A 15,584-nucleotide genomic window follows, 5' to 3' on the forward strand; every position below is an offset into this window, starting at 1 on the left:
CTCCCCATGCCGCGCGCGCATATAACGCTCCTGCGTCTCCGCAGAAAGCGAAAATCATGTTTAAACCGAAATTCGAGATATTAACCCGAAAAAACATCCAGGTCCTCTATGTCTTTTCGCGCCGAATTCCTCGCGAAATCACCCAGGGACCTGGATGCACACACGCTAGGCCATGAGCTCCGGGAGCAGGCCCTTGGGCAGAGAGGGATCTCCGAAGTCGTCCAGGTACTCGCCGGACGCGTTGCGCAGCCCCACAGCGCTCCCAATCGTGTTCAGCATCCGTTTGTGATTGAGGGTGCCAGGGTTTGGAAGCTCGATGGCGAGGCCCTGCTTGAAGAAGCCGTTGCAGCTGCCCGCCAGGACGTAGGGGATGTGCCTCGCCGAGTGGGCCGGTCCGTTCCCCAGGTCGTTGTACCAGACGGACACGCCGTGATCGATCAGCCGCTTGCCATCCGGCATCTCGTAGGCGGCCAGCTTGTCCAGCAGGTACTTGAAGGCCTTCGCGAAATGCATGTCCACGTAATGGTGCATCAGGTCCGCACCCGTGATGACGTCGCCGTCGCTGCCATCCGACATGCGGCGGTGCGAGATGAAGTGGTAGCTCTCCATCGCAGTCCCGCTCGGATTGCGGTAGCGCGTGCTGCCGTCATTGCCGTTGCCCACCTGGATCGCGACGGAGCGGGTGGTGCCACAGGCCACCGCGAGCACCGCGATGTCCATCTGCATCCTCAGCGACTCCATCACCACGTCCCCGTCGGTGCTGTTGTAGCCGGGCGCTTCGGACTGGAGCAGCAGCTCCTGATCCGACCGCATGCGGCAGCTCAGGGCGACCTCCAGGTCCCGCACGTTCGACAGGTGCAGATCGAGCCGCTCGCGATCGGTGGAGCTGAGCTGCGGGTTCTGCTTCAGCTGATTGAGCTGGGCCTGCACCAGGTCATTCACGCTGCGCTGCCGCACGAGGAGCTGCTCGCGGGCCTCGGGCGTCAGCCCTCCCGTGCCGCCGATCATCGTCTGGTACGAGACCCAGGGATCATGCAACGCGGCCCGGCGCACCCCGCTGCTCCGGTAGGAGATACAGGGGCCACCCAGCCACCCCCCACTCCTGCCCGCATAGAGGAAGAGCGAGTCGCGCTTCTGCGGATTGAGCTCGCGGCCGATGCGGTGGTCCAAGGACTCCCCGGATGCCTCCGAGCTTCCGCCCGCCCCCTCCACCACGGGGCCTCGCGCGGTCAGCCCCTGAAACGCGCCACGCGCATGGCCGTCCCCGTAGTTGTAGTCCTTCATGTTCACGTTGCGCACCACCAGCAGACGTGAACGGTGGTTCACCAGCTCGCCCACGGCCCGCCCGGACATGCTCTCCGGGGTGAGCGCGCCCATCGACTTCGGCCAGAAGCGCTCCGGCTCGCTGCCGATCTCGCTCGTCGTCTGCGCCGCGGCCACGCCGTTGGCCTGCCGGAGGAAGATGGCGTACGGCAGCGCCTGCGCCTCCGCCGCCTCGGCTCCCCTCGGCAGCAGTCCCTCGAGGAACGGCAGCCCCAACACGGTTCCGCCCAGACCCTGCAACACCATTCGACGGCTCAACTTCATGGCAGCTCCTCCGGGTGGCGGTTGACGAAGCCCACGCCCGTGACGACTTCCACGACGAGATCCAGGACGGACAGCTGGCCCTCTCTCGACAGGTGGCCGAGCCGCGACACCAGGGCCTGGTCCTCATTGGCCACGGGACGACCATTGAGGAACTCCACCCAGTGGCGTGCGTAGCACTCGTGCACCGCCTGGCTGGAGGCGAGCGTCTCCGCCAGATCGATGGCGTTGCTCACCGAGCGCGTCTCCACGCCGATGCGCGGGGCCGATTTGGCGTTCACCGGGAACCCGTTGTCCGTGGTGCGGTAGCCGCCGATCGCGTCGAAGTTCTCGAAGGGGAAGCCGAGCGGGTTGATGAGGGTCGCATGGCACGAGGCGCATGCGCTCCCGGCGACCTCGGTGTGCGACTCGACGACCTCCCGGTTCGTCCGTCCTCCTGCCGGCGGCAGCGGCGGGATGTCGGCGGGCGGCGCGCCAATCTTCTGGCAGATGATGCGCTCGGACAGGAACACACCGCGATGAATGGGGTCAGGGTCCACCGACGTCGCGTGTGACGCCAGGAAGCCCACCTGGGTGAGCACGCCGCGGCGCTGGCTCGAGTCCAGCGACACGCGGACGAAGTCCGTCCCGAACGTCCCGCTCACACCGTAGATACGTGCCAGCTCGTCGTTGACGAAGGTCGAGGTGGAGGTGAGCAGGTCGGAATACCTGCCTTGCTTCTCGAAGACGACGTCCTCGACGAACAGCGAGTTCTCCCGCGCGGCGTACTCGGCCAGCCGCGCCGACACGCCCGGATAGCGCGTCGTGGAAGGTTTGATGGCGGCGAAACGGGGCACGTCAAAGACCGTGCGGTGGAAGGCGTCCACCAGGCCGCGCGCACGTGGGTCCTGGAGCATGCGCTTCGCTTGTTCGATCACGCCCTCACGATCGCGCAGGCGGCCCTCTCGGGCCGCGGCGAACAGGGCGTCGTCCGGCATGGAGTTCCACAGGGCGTAGCTCAGCCGAGAGGCGACCTCATGGTCATCGAGCGGCACCTTGTTGCCCGTGGGCCGAGTGCTCCGCTCCACCCGGTAGAGGAAGTGCGGCGACTGGAGGAAGGCCTCCAGCAGCAGCCGAATGCCAGCCTCGAACGCCGGCATGCCCGAGTAGGACTGGGGCCCCTTGCGGTACAGCGCCAGGTAGGCCTCCACCTCCTCTGCCGTCAGCGGACGCCGGTGTGCGCGAAGGCCGAACTCCTCCACGAAGGTCCGTGCGCGCTCCTCGGCCGTGGAGGCCACGGGAGGCAGCAAGCGCGAGAGCTTCGCCGAGTTCGTGGCCACCTGCCCGGCCAGCTCCGAGGCCGCACGCTGGTACGCACCCCAGAGCGCCTCGTCCACGGAGAGGCTCCGCGCCTCGTTGTCGAAGAGGAAGCCGCTCTGGGCCGGGTCCGCCCGGAATCCCTGCGCCAAGGTGGTCGGCGGCGCATCGAGCCGGAGGAGCTCCTGGACACTGTGGGTCCATTGCGTATGGGTGAGGCGGGCCACCCGTACGGTCCGGGCCGGTTGCTCCTTGCCCGCGGGCGAGTCCTCGTCCTGGAATGGATCGAGGATCCGCCCCTCGCAGCCAGCGAGCATTCCTGCTGCAAGCCCTAGGGCTACCGAGCGCCGCCACCCTCCCCGCCACCTGGGCTCTCGCGACAACCGTCCTCTTCGCGTCATGGGATGAGCGCCTCCAGCAGTAGAAGAAATCCGCACTCAAACGATTGAGTTGCGTCAAGTCAACACTTGACGCACTGCGAGAGCGCTTCATGGCGGCAAAGCCACACGCCCACTGGAATCTCATACAGTGATAATGCCACTGGAGTTTTAATGAGAGCGGAAGCAACTCAGTCGAACAGCGGCATTCCGATCATCGCCTTGCCGATGAAGTCGTAGAGCAGATCCGTGGTGGGTGACATGACCGTGACGGCACGGGCATCGCGGAAGTGCCGCTCAATGCCGACCTCCTTGCGGAACGCGGCCCCGCCGCACACACGCATGGCCAGCTCAGTCACCTCGGGGGCCAGCTCGCCGACGGCAGCCTTGACCTCGAGCACTCGGAGCTGCGCGTCCTGGCGTCCGGACTCAATGGCATCCAGTGTGTCGAGGAGCAGCCCGCGAGCCATGTCCGTCTTGATGCGCATGCGCGCGAGGTAGGCCCGGGTGGTCGCCAGGTCGCTCAGGGACTGCCCCAAGTGGGTCAGCCGCGTCTTCGCCACATGCGAGGCCGCCTTGCGCGTGACGGCCTCCATGATGCCCAGGTAGCAGCTCGCGCCCAGCACCTGGAAGTGGGGCAGCACGTTGTTCATCATGATGTCGAACCCGCCCCCATCCTTGCCAATCATCGCCGAGCGGGAGACACGCACGTCCCGAGCCACGATGGGGCTGGAGGCGTTGCCGCGCAGGCCCAGTCCATCGAACACCACGGGGAATGACAGCCCCTCCGCGTTGCCCGGGACCAGCCAGAGCGTGCTCAGGCCCTTGGTAGCCAGCGGCCTGCTCGACCAGACGTAGCTGTCGGCCTGGCCCGCCGAAGTCGCCCAACTCTTCTCCGCGTCCAGCCGGACGGTGTCCTGATCGGGAACGGCGAGCGCGGTGCTCACCGGCGCCCAGAAGTGGCTGCGCGAGCCCGTCTCCGATAGCGCCAGCGTCGTCACGTGCCGCCCGGCCGCAATGGCCTCCCGGATGTCTCGCGGCCCGTGCTGCTCAATGACTGCCGTGCCGCAGTAGTGCATACACAGCACCATGCTCGTGGAGCCACAGGCAGCGCCCACCTGCTCGACGATCGACGACGCCGCCCGTAGCCCCTCGCCCATTCCCCCGACCTCCTTCGCGCTGAGCAGCCCCAGCAGGCCCGCCTTGCCTAGCGCGTCCATCGCGGCTCGGGGATATTTGCCATACCGGTCAACCTCGAGCGCCTTGGGTTCGATGACTTCGGAGATGATGCTCTCGATGAAGTTCATGAGTCCGGTTCCTGGGAAATTGAAGAAGGGCCGACGCTAGCAACCCTCTGCACGAGATGGGGAGCCGCAATTGGATAGAACTGGGGCGACTACCCTCACCCCCCGCCCTCTCCCAAAGGGAGAGGGTGTCTTTTTCGGAACCCTCGCACTTTGCCCATAGGCCTGTCAGGCTTCCGTCATGGCTGATGTGATCCTCACCGGCGCTTCCCGCGGTATTGGCCACGCCCTGGCCCTCGCCCTCGCCGAACGGCACGGCGATCGTCTCGTCCTCGTCGCTCGCGATCGGGCCCGTCTCGACGCGCTCGTCACCGCCATCAAGCAAAAGGGCGGTCATGCCATCGCGGTGCCGGGTGATCTCTCCTCGCTGGCTGAGGCCCGCGCTCTCGGGCAGCGCCTCGTCGAGGTCGTCACCCCGGGCGCGACGCTCATTCACAACGCAGGGCTGTGGCCTGCGAAGCGGGTGCTCACTCCCGAGGGGCTGGAGAGCGCCTTCGTCGTCAACCACCTGGCCCCCCTGGTGATGCAGCGGGCACTCCTCGATGCCGAGCGTCTGCGTCGCATCATGGTGGTAAGCGCGGGTCTGATCTTGAAGGGGCATTTCGACGCCGCCCGCACGCCCACCGGCGAGGACTTCTCCGGCATCCGCACCTACTGCACCACCAAGCTCTGCTTCGCCCTCGCCATGCGAGACATCTCCGCCGCGAATCCCGCACTCGATGTCGTCGTCCTCCACCCCGGCGTGGTGCGCACCGACCTTGGGGCACGCACGGGCCCGGTGGGTTGGCTCCTGTCTCTCGTGAAGCGCGGCTGGGAAGCGCCCGAGGTCTGCGCCGCACGCCTCGCACGCATCCTCGCGCGCGAGCGTTGGTCTCCTGCCGGTGAAGCCCGCTGGCTCGTCGAGGAGGACGAGCAGCCATGGCCCGCCGTCGCCGAGAGTGACGTTACCCGGCGCGCAGTGCGGGAGACCACCGATCGCCTGCTCGCCTCCGCGTGACGCTCAGTCCAGTTGCCGCGCCAGCCGCTCGATTCCGGCCCGGATCATCCGTCCGTAGCCGTCTTCATCCAATGCATCCACTGCGGCCCTCGCCCTTGCCACGTGCTCCCTCGCCCTCGCCAGGTCACCCAGCTTGCGATAGTCCTCGGCGAGGTTGAGGTGCAGTGACGGCTGAAACCCCCTCACGGAGAGTGAGGCGTGATACTCCCGCGCCCGCGCATCCGTGACCTGCTCCGCGGCCTCGAGCGCGCGCAGGTCCCAAACCAACTCCTCCTGCGGATCGTCCTGCACGTCCGCCATGTAGTGCGCGAGCGTGCAACGGTGGAACGGATCCCCCTCGGGGGTGAGGTCCTTCCAGATATCGGCGAACAGCTGGCGAGCGACCTCGCGGTCTCCCTGCTGACCCCTCTCCATCGCCTCGGAGATCCTGCTCATGACCTCGTCCTGACCCGACATGACGCCTCCCGGGGAGCCATTCACCACGCAGCGGACCGTAGCGCATACATCGGTGGTTTCGTGTTACCGGAGAGCCGTGGAGACCTGGATCACCCCCTTCGAGCCCCCACCGGCCCCTGGCGACGTCCCCGAGGCCTTCCCGAGCCCCTTCGACGAGCTCGGTCCCCACGCGCTGGCGCGCCGGGCCGCCGAGATGATGCAGGCGGAGCTCCGGAGGGGGTTCGTCGCTCCGGGGGTCCCCACTTCGACGCTCGACGGCCCCGAGGGGGGCAAGATGTTCGGTGTGCTGGTCGTGCAGGCTCCCGACGGACGCATCGGGTTCCTCCGCGCCTTCTCCAGCATGCTCGCGGGGCAATGGGAGCTCGAGGGCTTCGTCCCGCCGCTCTTCCATCGTGAAGCCCGGGCTCGGGTGGAGCCCGCGGGCGAGGCCGTGGTGAAGCAGTTGTTCGCCCGCGCGGAGGAGCTCCGGACCTCGCCAGAGCTGGTCTCGCTCCGAAGCGCCCACGAAGCCCAGGAAGCACGCCATGCCGAGGAACGCGCGGCGCTGCGCGCCCGGCACGAAGAGCGCCGGAAGCGGCGCCACGCTCGGCGGGCCGAGATCATGGCGTCGGACGCGCTCTCGGAGGCCGGAAAGCGCGAGGCCCTTCACGCGCTGGATCAGGAGAGTCGGGGCGACAAGGCGGAGCTGCGCCGGTTGGAGGCGACCCAGGAGGAGGAGCAACGGGCGCTCGTGCCGAAGAGAGCAAGGCTGGAGCGGCGTCTCCGGGCCCTCGAACGGCTGCGGCGGATCGTCTGTCGCGCGCTCATGAAGCGGATCCACGACGCCTATGTGGTCCCGAACGCGCGGGGCGAGCGACGTCCCCTACGGGCCCTGTTCGCCCCTGGAGAGCCGCCCTCGGGTGCCGCTGACTGCGCCGCCCCGAAGCTCCTCGCCCATGCCTTGACGCACGGCTTGCGTCCGCTAGCGCTCGCCGAATTCTGGTGGGGTGCTCCGCCGTCCGCGGGCGGACGCGCCGCCGGTGCATTTTATGGCGCCTGCCGGGACAAGTGCGGGCCCCTCCTCCCCTTCATGCTCGAGGGTCTTCGGATCTCCTCTCCGAGGATCTTCTCGCCACCGGCGGCTGTGGCCAAGGACCTGGCCATCGTCTTCGAGGACGCGTGGATCGTCGTGGTCGACAAGCCCCACGGTCTGCTCTCCGTGCCTGGGAAGGACGTCTCGGTGACGGACTCGGTGCTCGCCCGGCTTCGCGCCCGGTATCCGCATGCCACGGGCCCACTCCTCGTGCATCGGCTCGATCTGGATACCTCGGGGCTGCTCGTCGCGGCGCTCGACCTGAGGACGCACGCGGCCCTGCAGCGGCAGTTCGTCCACCGCGAGGTTCAGAAGCGCTACGTGGCCTGGATCGCCGGACACGTCCGGGGTGAACAGGGCACCATCGACTTCCCGATGCGTGTCGACCTTGAGGACCGGCCTCGGCAGATCCACGACCCCGTGCACGGAAAGCCCGCGATCACTCGATGGCAGGTCCTGGAGCGAAAGGGCGAGCGCACTCGGGTGGCCTTCTTCCCCCTCACCGGGAGGACCCACCAGCTGCGCGTCCATGCGGCCCATCCGCTCGGCCTCGGTGCGCCCATCGTCGGAGACCGACTCTATGGGCACCCGGACGACCGCCTGATGCTGCACGCGGAGTCGCTCTCGTTCCAGCATCCGGAGACAGGGCAACCCGTCTCCTTCGAGCGACCCGCGCCCTTCTGAGCCTCGAGCGCACTCTACCCGCGAACCGCCGAGAGCTTGCGCCGGAACCTGCGCACCCGCTCGACCGCGTCCTGGGGCAGCACGCGCTTGGCCACCTCGCGCACCTGCCGCATCGCCTCATCGCGCCGCACGAGCCACTCTCCACTCCCTCCCGGAGAGAGCACTCGCAGCGACACCGTGCGCCGCTGCCGCGTGGTCCAGTCGGACTTGTAGGACTCCGTGCCGCGCAGGAAGTCGTACTCGGTGAGTCCCAACTCGAGGGCGTCGCGGAACGTCTCGCCCACCAGCACCAGCCCCACGCTGCGGTTGCGCCACGCCGGGTCATAGCCGGATTGGAAGTAGATGAAGGAGTCGCGGTGGAGGATGCCGTACACCGAGGCCACCGCCTGCCCTCCTACCTTCATCGTGTAGAGGCGCAGCCGGCCCCGCTCGGCCAGCAGTTGCGTGGCATCTCGGTGGAAGGCCTCCACGCCTCGGCCCCGGATACCCTGCGAGCCCCCGTCCGACTCCCACCGCATCGCGTGCAGCCGGAAGAAGTCCGTCAGCGGCCCCGCCAACGCGCCCGGCGCCTCCGTCTTCTCGATGCGGTAGCCCTCCTGCTTCTCCAGCCACTTCTTGCGGCGCAGGTAGTTGTCCCGCCGGCTCGTGCGCTTGAGGAAGTCATCGAAGGACTCGCCCTTCCCGAGCACCTCGTAGGGGCACACGTACCGCGTGGACAGCTGGAGCTCCGCCCGGTGCTTCTCGAAGGTCTCCCGCAGCACCCGCACCGTCACCGAGTCCTCGCGCAGATCCGTGAGATCCAACACGTCCCACTGATCCCTCAGCTCCCACAAGGCTCCGGCGAAGGTGCGCGCGACCTCTTCCTCGCGGCCCCTCCTGGCCACCACGTCCAGGTAGTCGCTGCCCACGTGCGTCTCGCCCAGGAACGCCAGCCGCCGGATGGGACGGCCCAGCACCCACTGGTAGTCGAAGCCCAGCGGCATCAGCCCCACCAGCGCCCCGCTTCGATCCTTCGCCTGCAGCACGAAGGGCTTGCGGTCCGCTCCGATTCGTCTGCACCACGGGTACAGCCACTCCCAGGCGTTGAACGGGCCCGCCTGGCTCTCGTCCAGCAGTGCGCTCCAGGTGCTTCTCAGGCCCGCCAGCTGCGACAGCTCTCGCACGGTGCCCACTTCCAGCCACCTCGCGGGGCTCGGCGTGGGTGACAGTTCCGCTTCGTGAATCACGGTGTCGACCTCGTGTCTCGAAATACCCTCACCCCGACCCTCTCCCGGAGGGAGAGGGAGGGATTGGTTGTTCGCTCTCTCAGCCTGCGTGCTTGCGCGTGCGGCGATCCTGCGTGAGTGCGCCTCGCACCACCGTGGCCACCTCCGCCATCACCTCCGGCGAGAGATCCTGGTGGCAGGGAATCTCCACGATGCTCCGCCGCAGCTGCGCCACCTCCGGGAAAGCCGAGGCATCGCACGCCGGGTGGAAGTACTTCCAGAAGTCGATGGCCTCGATGCCCTTGGAGTGCAGCCTCGCCAGCACCTCCGCCTTGTCCTCCACCACCAGCGGGTAGAAGAGTGGGCACACGCCCGCGGGCAGTTGGTTGAACAGCGGCGCCGACACGTCCCTCAGCCGCCCCAGCAGGAAGAAGTAGTTGCGCCGCCGTCGCTCGACGATCGCCTCCAGGTCCTGTGCCTGCGCAATCCGCTTCGCGAACGGGCTCATCCCCAGGTCCACGTGTCGCCGATCAAAGTGCTGCGTCCCCGTGGCCACCCGCTGGATGTCCGCCGCCTTCACCGCCCCCTTGCCGAGGCTCCGGATGAGGCTGCGCACCCCACGCCCGAACGCGCCCCCGCGCAGCTCCAGGTTCTGCAACAGCGCGGACAGCGTATGGCTCAGCGTGGAGGTGAAGGGAGGCAGAGGCGGCTCGGGCAAGCTGTACGAGCGCGGGCCGTTCACGGTGAGCGCCCCGCCGTGCGGCAACGGCAGCGTCTTGTAGAGGCAGAAGATGCCAATGTCTCCCGTCGTCCCCAGCGGCACCGAGCCGTCCGCGCTCAGCAGCGACAGCGCGCAGTCCTCGATGAGCGGCAGGCCGTGCTTGTCCGCCAGCTTGCGCATCTCCTCAGCGGGGCTGGGGAAGCCCGCGTAGTGGATGAGGTAGAGCGCCTTCGTCTTCGGACCGATGCGCCGCTCCACGTCCTCGACGTCCACGTCCCAGCGGCTGCCCACCCGGTAGAAGCGCGGCGTGGCTCCGGCGTCTGCCACCGCCTCCACCTCCACACCGTGGTGGTAGGCCGGCATGAGCACCTCGCCCTTGTCCAGCCCCAGCATCTTCACCGTCAGCCACACGGCGTTGCGAGCGAAGTAGAACCAGCGCACGTTGGGCGCGCTGAAGGGCATGAAGTTGCTCGGCTCGCGCCGGCCAAACAGCATGTTCGGCCACAGCGTGGGCAGGGCGGGAACGAACAGCCGGCCATTCGTCATTTCTTCCATCGCGCCACCACCTCCCTGGCCACCGGGGCCCAGCGGAACTTGGCCGCGCACATCGCGCGACCCAATGCCGTATCGTTGAAGACGTAGAGCCACGTGTGGCGGCGCACCTGGTCCGTCCAGTCCCGCTTCCACACCATGTCCGGCCCCAGGAAATCGAACTCGCGCAGGCCCCGCGTCACGCAGTCGCGCAGCACGTCCTCCATGAGGAGCTGGCCCGGGCTGCAGTCACCCAGCAACTCGTCGTAGCCAGGCTTGAGCAGGAAGTAGCGCCCGCCGTACTCCAGCGCGTACTGGAAGGCCACCGCGCGCCCGTCCAGCCGCATGTAGTACAGCGCCAGCCGGCCCTCGTACGCCGCCGTGCGCGCCAGCTCCGAATAGAAGCCTCGCGTGCGCGCGTCCTGCGCCATCGCCGTGCCCCTCCGGCCCTTCCAGCCGCTCGCCTCCAGCGCGAAGCCCTCCTCCAGCTTCGCCTCCAGGTCGAGCCCGCCTTCCACGCGCTCCACCGTGACGCGGCCCTTCTCCTCCAGCTTGCGGCGCCGGCGGCGGCAGTTGGCCTTGAACTTGGATTGCAGCGTCTTCTGGTACGCCTCCCACGAGCTCGGCAGTGGAATGTAGGGCGACTGCAAGGACAGCCATGTCCCCACGGACAGCCCCGCCGCCTTTGCCGCCTCGTACAGCGTCCAGCCCGCGCCGCCCTCGGGCACGTCCTTGAGCAGCAGCACGTCCCAGCTCTTATCCGCGCGCAGGTGCTCGAGGAATGCCGCCGAGGCCTCCCCAGGCTCACGTGCAACCAGATCGAAGCGGCACGAGTGCGGGTTGGCCGTGGCAGAGAGCTGCCGCACCGGCACCCCATACATCGAGGCGCGCTCGGCCATCAGCGGCAGGGCCGCACTGAGGCGTCCCTCCCCATCCCGCAGCGTCAACACGCGCAACCGCGACTCCGGGGCGAAGTTGTCCACCCACACCCGGAGGAATTCGTGACGATAGAAGGGCTCGTCCGCCGTGGACTCCACGAGCGCGTTCCACTCCGGCGCGAGCGCCATGAAGGTGGTCCGGTCCCCCACCTCGATGACACCCGGGGCGGGGGTGAGCTGTCTGGCTTCCATGTGTTGTGTCCGGCTCCTGACGGCGCGGGGCCCCCGAGGTCCCGCGTGCGCCGCAAGGTGGTAACGGCCGCGCCGGCCCACAACCCGCGCCAATCATTTCGCCCGGCGAGGCAGTTCAGCGGTCAAGCCTCAGCCCGCGATCTGTTGGCTATCCAAAACACACACGCTCGGTGTATCCGGTTCCGCGATTCGACAGTCCACGAGGCGGCTGTCTACGCTGGAGCCACGCCTCCGCACCGGAGACCCCATGAAGACTTCGAGCACTCTTCCCCCCACGCCTGCTGGTAAGCACGCCATCGTCTATGGCGGCAGCATGGCTGGACTGCTCGCCACCGGAGTCCTGTCCCGCCACTTCGAGCGCGTCACCTTGGTGGAGCGAGATCGCTTCGAGGACGGGCCCCAGCCACGCAAGGGCGTCCCCCAATCGTCGCAGGTCCATATCCTGCTCGCGCGCGGCAGGAACGTCCTGAGTGAGGTGTTCCCCGGCATCGAGCAGGAGCTGAAGGCCGCCGGCGGGGAAATCATGGACATGACGGAGTCCATGGCCTACTACGTGTCGGGTCTCTGGCGGCCCCAGATTCGCGGTGGTGTCAGCATGTCCGCCCACAGCCGGCCGCTGCTCGAGTGGGTGGTCCGCCAGCGCATGCGGGCCCTGCCCAACGTGCGCGTCCTGGATGGCCGTGAAGCGGCCGGACTGAAGACGGATGCGGACCCGACGCGCATCACCGGCGTCAAGCTCCAGGCCCCCGGTGGCGGGCAGGAGGAGGTGCTCGAGGGCGACCTGGTGGTGGACGCCAGCGGCCGGGGCTCGCGCACGCCCCAGTGGCTGGAGGCCCTGGGCTATCCCCGCGTGGAGGAGACGTGCATCCACGTCGACGTGGTCTACGCCTGCCGCCTCTACCAGCGACCGCCGGGCTTCGAACCTGGATGGGACTCGCTCACCCTCTCGCCTCAGCTGCCCGAGGTGCGACGGCTCGGCACCATCCAGCGCATCGAGAACAATCTCTGGCAGGTGATGCTGGGGGGCTGGCTGGGCGACGGACCGTCAGCGGACGAGGCGAGCTTCCTCGAGTTCGCCCGCGGGCTGTCCCAGCCGCATCTCTACGAGGCCCTGCGCAATGCCCAGCCAGTCGGGCCCATCCACCGCTACCGCTTCTCGCACAACCAGCGGCGCCACTACGAGCGCATGCCCCGCTTCCCCGAGGGGCTGGTGGTGATCGGCGATGCCTTCTGCTCCTTCAATCCCGTCTACGGCCAGGGAATGACCACGGGCGCGCTGCAAGCCGAGACGCTCGGCGAGTGTCTGCGCCGGGGGCTGGCTGGGGTGTCTCAGCGCTACCGCCAGTGCGTGGGCAAGCTGCTCGAGGTGCCCTGGATGCTCGCGACGAGCGGGGACCTGCGCCTGCCCGAGGTCGAGGGCAAGCGCCCGCCTGTTCTCGGCCTGCTGAGCTGGTACGGCGACCGCGTCCAGCGCCTCACGTGCTACGACGAGGAGGCGCTCCGGGTCTTCATGCGGGTGATGCACATGCTCGAGTCGCCCGCGGCCATGTTCTCTCCTCGGATGGTGTTCAAGGTGCTCACCTCTGAGCCCGACACCGTCGCCCTGAGTCGAGGGCCCAAGCCCCTGGCTGCCGTCCCGCGCGCCCAGGTGGCCTGATGGCCTGAGCTCAACAATCGCCTACGAGTCGTCCCACCCCAGCAGTCGAGCCGAGGAGCCCATGAGCATTCAAAACGCCATTTCCTCACCGCAGGCCGGTAAGCACGCCATCGTTCATGGTGGCAGCATGGCCGGGCTGATCGTCGCGGGTGTCCTGTCCCGTCACTTCGAGCGCGTCACCCTCGTGGAGCGCGATCGATTCGAGGAAGGACCCCAGCCGCGCAAGGGCATCCCTCAGGCCCCGCATGTCCACGTCCTGCTCCTGCGGGGCCTGGGGATCCTCTGCAACACCTTCCCCGGCTTCCGGGAAGAGCTGAGGGCCGCCGGTTCGCAGTCGCTGGACATGTCCGGGGACTATGCCTGGTTCATGGCGGGCATCTGGCGCTCGCGCAAGCCCTGCGGCATCCGCGTCCAGGCCCAGAGCCGGCCGCTGCTGGAGTGGACGGTCCGCAAGTGCCTCCTGGCGCGGTCGAACGTCCGCGTACTCGATGGGCGCGAGGTCATCGGCTACACGGCGAGCGCGGACAACGCCCGCATCACCGGCGTCCAGATTCAAGCCCCCGGTGGCGGGCAGGAGGAGACGCTCCAGGGGGAGTTGGTGGTGGACGCCAGCGGCCGGGGCTCGCGCCTGCCCCAGTGGCTGGAGGCGCTGGGCTACCCTCGTGTGGAGGAGACGCGCATCCACGTCGACGTAGGCTACGGCAGCCGCTTCTACCGGCGTCCGCCGGGGTTCGAGCCGGGATGGCGCGGGCTGATCCTCGCGCCCGACCTGCCCAAGATGACGCGGTTCGGCACGCTCATCCCCATCGAGGACGACCGCTGGCTGGCCTCAATGGGGAGCTGGCTGGGAAATCATCCCCCCACGGATGACGCCGGCTTCCTCGAGTTCGCCCGCGGGCTGGGCCATCCCCACATGTACGAGGCGCTGCGCAACGCCGAGCCGCTCGGGCCCATCTCCCTCTACCGCTTCTCGCACAACCAGCGGCGCTACTACGAGCGCATGCCCCGCTTCCCCGAGGGACTGGCGGTGATTGGCGATGCCTTCTGCTCCTTCAACCCCATGTATGGCCAGGGGATGACCACGGGCGCGCTGCAGGCCGAGGCGCTCGGCGAGTGCCTGCGCCAGGGCCTGGCAGGGGTGTCCCAGCACTACCGCCAGCGCGTGGGCAAGCTGCTCGAGGTGCCCTGGATGCTCGCGACGAGCGCGGATCTGCGCCTGCCCTCGGTGGAGGGCAAGCGGCCGCCCGCGTTCGGCCTGATGAACTGGTACGGCGACCGCTTCCAGCAGCTCGCCGGCTACGACGACGAGACGCTGCGGTTGTTCGTCGAGGTGATGAACATGGTCCAGTCGCCCGCGGCCATGTTCTCCCCGCGAACGGTGCTGAAGGTGCTCACCTCGCGCCCCAGCGCCGACGTCCTAAGCCGGAGGCCGGAGCCCATGGCCGCCCAGGCTCAGCGAACCCAGACAGCCTGAGCCCAGACGACGCGCTACAACCCGCAGCGCGCCATCTTCATCAGGCAACGCGCCACCTTGCGGCTGTCGTGGCGGATGCGCGAGCCCTCCTTGAGGAGGTCCGCCTCCACCGGCACGACACCCGCGCTGATGAGAGCGCGGCGATCCACCCGGACGGGGAACTGGCCCTTGAGCGCGTAGCGGCGGGCGGCCTCCTCGGAGGGCGCGGTGCCATTGAGCAGCACCGCGTCCAGCACCGGGCCCACGTGGTCGATGACGGCGCGCACGTGATCCAAGCAGTCCATGCCGTCCGTCTCACCCGGCTGCGTCATCAGGTTGGCCACCATCACCTTGAGCGCCCGCGTCTCGCACAGCGCCTTGGCCACCCCGTCCACGAGCAGGTTGGGCATGACACTCGAGTACAGCGAGCCCGGCCCAATGGCGATGAGGTCCGCGGTGTGAATGGCCTCGATGAGCCCGTCCACCGGAGGCGGCGAGCGGGGGCTGAGCAGCACCTTGCGGATGCGGCCATGGGCGCGGCAGATGGCGCTCTCGCCCACCACCTCGGTGGAGTCGTCCATCTGCGCCACCAGCTGCACCGGCGAGGTGGTGCTGGGCAGCACCCGGCCCTTCACGCCCAGCAGCTCCCCGGAGACGCGCACCGCCTCCAGGAAGTCCCCCTTGAGCTCGGCGAGCGCGGCGATCAGCAGGTTGCCCACCGCGTGCCCCGCCAGCCCGCGCTTCCCAGCGAAGCGGTACTGGAAGACCTCGCTCAGGGGACTCTGGCTCTTACCGCCGGCCAGGGCCACCAGGCAGTTGCGCACGTCCCCAGGAGGCAGCACCCCTCGGGTGCGACGCAGCCGACCGGAGCTCCCCCCGTCGTCGCTCATCGCCACGACGGCGGTGATGTCCAGGCCGGGATCCCCCAGCTTGGGATCCGCACGCCGGGCCAGGCCGCGCAGCACCATGGGGAGCCCCGTCCCACCGCCCATGGCCACGATGCGCGTCGGCCGGATGTCGAGCGCCTGTACCAGCTCGTTCCGGTTGCCCGTCCGGCGCCCATCGCTCGTATCCCTCTCCCACGCCTCTTCGAGAGGCGACTGCAGCTCGAGCATGT

12 protein-coding genes are annotated in these 15,584 nt (G+C 68.4%); 4 read left to right on the forward strand and 8 right to left on the reverse strand.

Annotated elements, in window-relative coordinates; all coding sequences use genetic code 11:
* Nucleotides 1–165 precede the first annotated feature (165 nt).
* From F0U60_RS31855 to F0U60_RS31865, 3 genes are all read right to left on the reverse strand, one after another.
* Nucleotides 166–1,587 (reverse strand): DUF1552 domain-containing protein, encoded by a 1,422-nt coding sequence (locus tag F0U60_RS31855; RefSeq protein WP_395805467.1) that lies wholly within the window; start codon nucleotides 1,585–1,587, stop codon nucleotides 166–168.
* Nucleotides 1,584–3,197: a DUF1592 domain-containing protein gene (locus F0U60_RS31860; protein WP_395805469.1), complete on the reverse strand. Its 1,614-nt coding sequence runs from the start codon at nucleotides 3,195–3,197 to the stop codon at nucleotides 1,584–1,586. Before F0U60_RS31860 ends, F0U60_RS31855 begins: the two co-directional genes overlap by 4 nt.
* A gap of 251 nt (nucleotides 3,198–3,448) precedes the next feature.
* Nucleotides 3,449–4,564, reverse strand: a complete 1,116-nt coding sequence (locus F0U60_RS31865) for an acyl-CoA dehydrogenase family protein (RefSeq protein ID WP_395805471.1) — start codon at nucleotides 4,562–4,564, stop codon at nucleotides 3,449–3,451.
* 178 nt (nucleotides 4,565–4,742) lie between these two features.
* Between F0U60_RS31865 and F0U60_RS31870 the strand changes: the two genes are divergently transcribed.
* Nucleotides 4,743–5,558 (forward strand): SDR family NAD(P)-dependent oxidoreductase, encoded by an 816-nt coding sequence (locus tag F0U60_RS31870; RefSeq protein WP_395805473.1) that lies wholly within the window; start codon nucleotides 4,743–4,745, stop codon nucleotides 5,556–5,558.
* A 3-nt stretch (nucleotides 5,559–5,561) separates the two neighbouring features.
* Here the strand turns inward: F0U60_RS31870 and F0U60_RS31875 are convergent, their stop codons facing one another.
* Nucleotides 5,562–5,993 carry a hypothetical protein gene (locus tag F0U60_RS31875; protein WP_395805475.1) on the reverse strand — a complete coding sequence of 144 codons (432 nt, stop codon included), beginning with the start codon at nucleotides 5,991–5,993 and terminating at the stop codon, nucleotides 5,562–5,564.
* Between the two features lie 97 nt (nucleotides 5,994–6,090).
* Here F0U60_RS31875 and F0U60_RS31880 point away from each other — a divergent pair, with 97 nt between their 5' ends.
* Nucleotides 6,091–7,770 carry an RluA family pseudouridine synthase gene (locus tag F0U60_RS31880; RefSeq protein ID WP_395805477.1) on the forward strand — a complete coding sequence of 560 codons (1,680 nt, stop codon included), beginning with the start codon at nucleotides 6,091–6,093 and terminating at the stop codon, nucleotides 7,768–7,770.
* Between the two features lie 14 nt (nucleotides 7,771–7,784).
* On the opposite strand, the gene F0U60_RS31885 is transcribed toward F0U60_RS31880, so the two are convergent.
* The 3 genes from F0U60_RS31885 to F0U60_RS31895 all read right to left on the reverse strand — a co-directional run bounded on the left by F0U60_RS31885 (nucleotide 7,785) and on the right by F0U60_RS31895 (nucleotide 11,357).
* A complete protein-coding gene (locus F0U60_RS31885; RefSeq protein WP_395805479.1) occupies nucleotides 7,785–8,996 on the reverse strand; it encodes a GNAT family N-acetyltransferase in 1,212 nt (403 codons plus the stop codon).
* A gap of 79 nt (nucleotides 8,997–9,075) precedes the next feature.
* Nucleotides 9,076–10,251, reverse strand: coding sequence for a DegT/DnrJ/EryC1/StrS family aminotransferase (locus F0U60_RS31890; RefSeq protein ID WP_395805481.1), 1,176 nt, complete (start codon nucleotides 10,249–10,251; stop codon nucleotides 9,076–9,078).
* A complete protein-coding gene (locus F0U60_RS31895) occupies nucleotides 10,239–11,357 on the reverse strand; it encodes a GNAT family N-acetyltransferase (protein ID WP_395805483.1) in 1,119 nt (372 codons plus the stop codon). Before F0U60_RS31895 ends, F0U60_RS31890 begins: the two co-directional genes overlap by 13 nt.
* Before the next feature lie 247 nt (nucleotides 11,358–11,604).
* Between F0U60_RS31895 and F0U60_RS31900 the strand changes: the two genes are divergently transcribed.
* The gene (locus F0U60_RS31900) at nucleotides 11,605–13,014 is read left to right on the forward strand and encodes an FAD-dependent oxidoreductase (RefSeq protein ID WP_395805485.1); all 1,410 of its coding nucleotides are present in this window, start codon (nucleotides 11,605–11,607) and stop codon (nucleotides 13,012–13,014) included.
* A 61-nt stretch (nucleotides 13,015–13,075) separates the two neighbouring features.
* Nucleotides 13,076–14,488 carry an FAD-dependent oxidoreductase gene (locus F0U60_RS31905; RefSeq protein WP_395805487.1) on the forward strand — a complete coding sequence of 471 codons (1,413 nt, stop codon included), beginning with the start codon at nucleotides 13,076–13,078 and terminating at the stop codon, nucleotides 14,486–14,488.
* 14 nt (nucleotides 14,489–14,502) lie between these two features.
* On the opposite strand, the gene yvcK is transcribed toward F0U60_RS31905, so the two are convergent.
* The gene (gene yvcK, locus F0U60_RS31910) at nucleotides 14,503–15,459 is read right to left on the reverse strand and encodes a uridine diphosphate-N-acetylglucosamine-binding protein YvcK (RefSeq protein ID WP_395825547.1); all 957 of its coding nucleotides are present in this window, start codon (nucleotides 15,457–15,459) and stop codon (nucleotides 14,503–14,505) included.
* Nucleotides 15,460–15,584 lie beyond the last annotated feature (125 nt).

The sequence above is a fragment of the Archangium minus genome (assembly GCF_044360475.1).
GTDB lineage: Bacteria > Myxococcota > Myxococcia > Myxococcales > Myxococcaceae > Archangium > Archangium minus.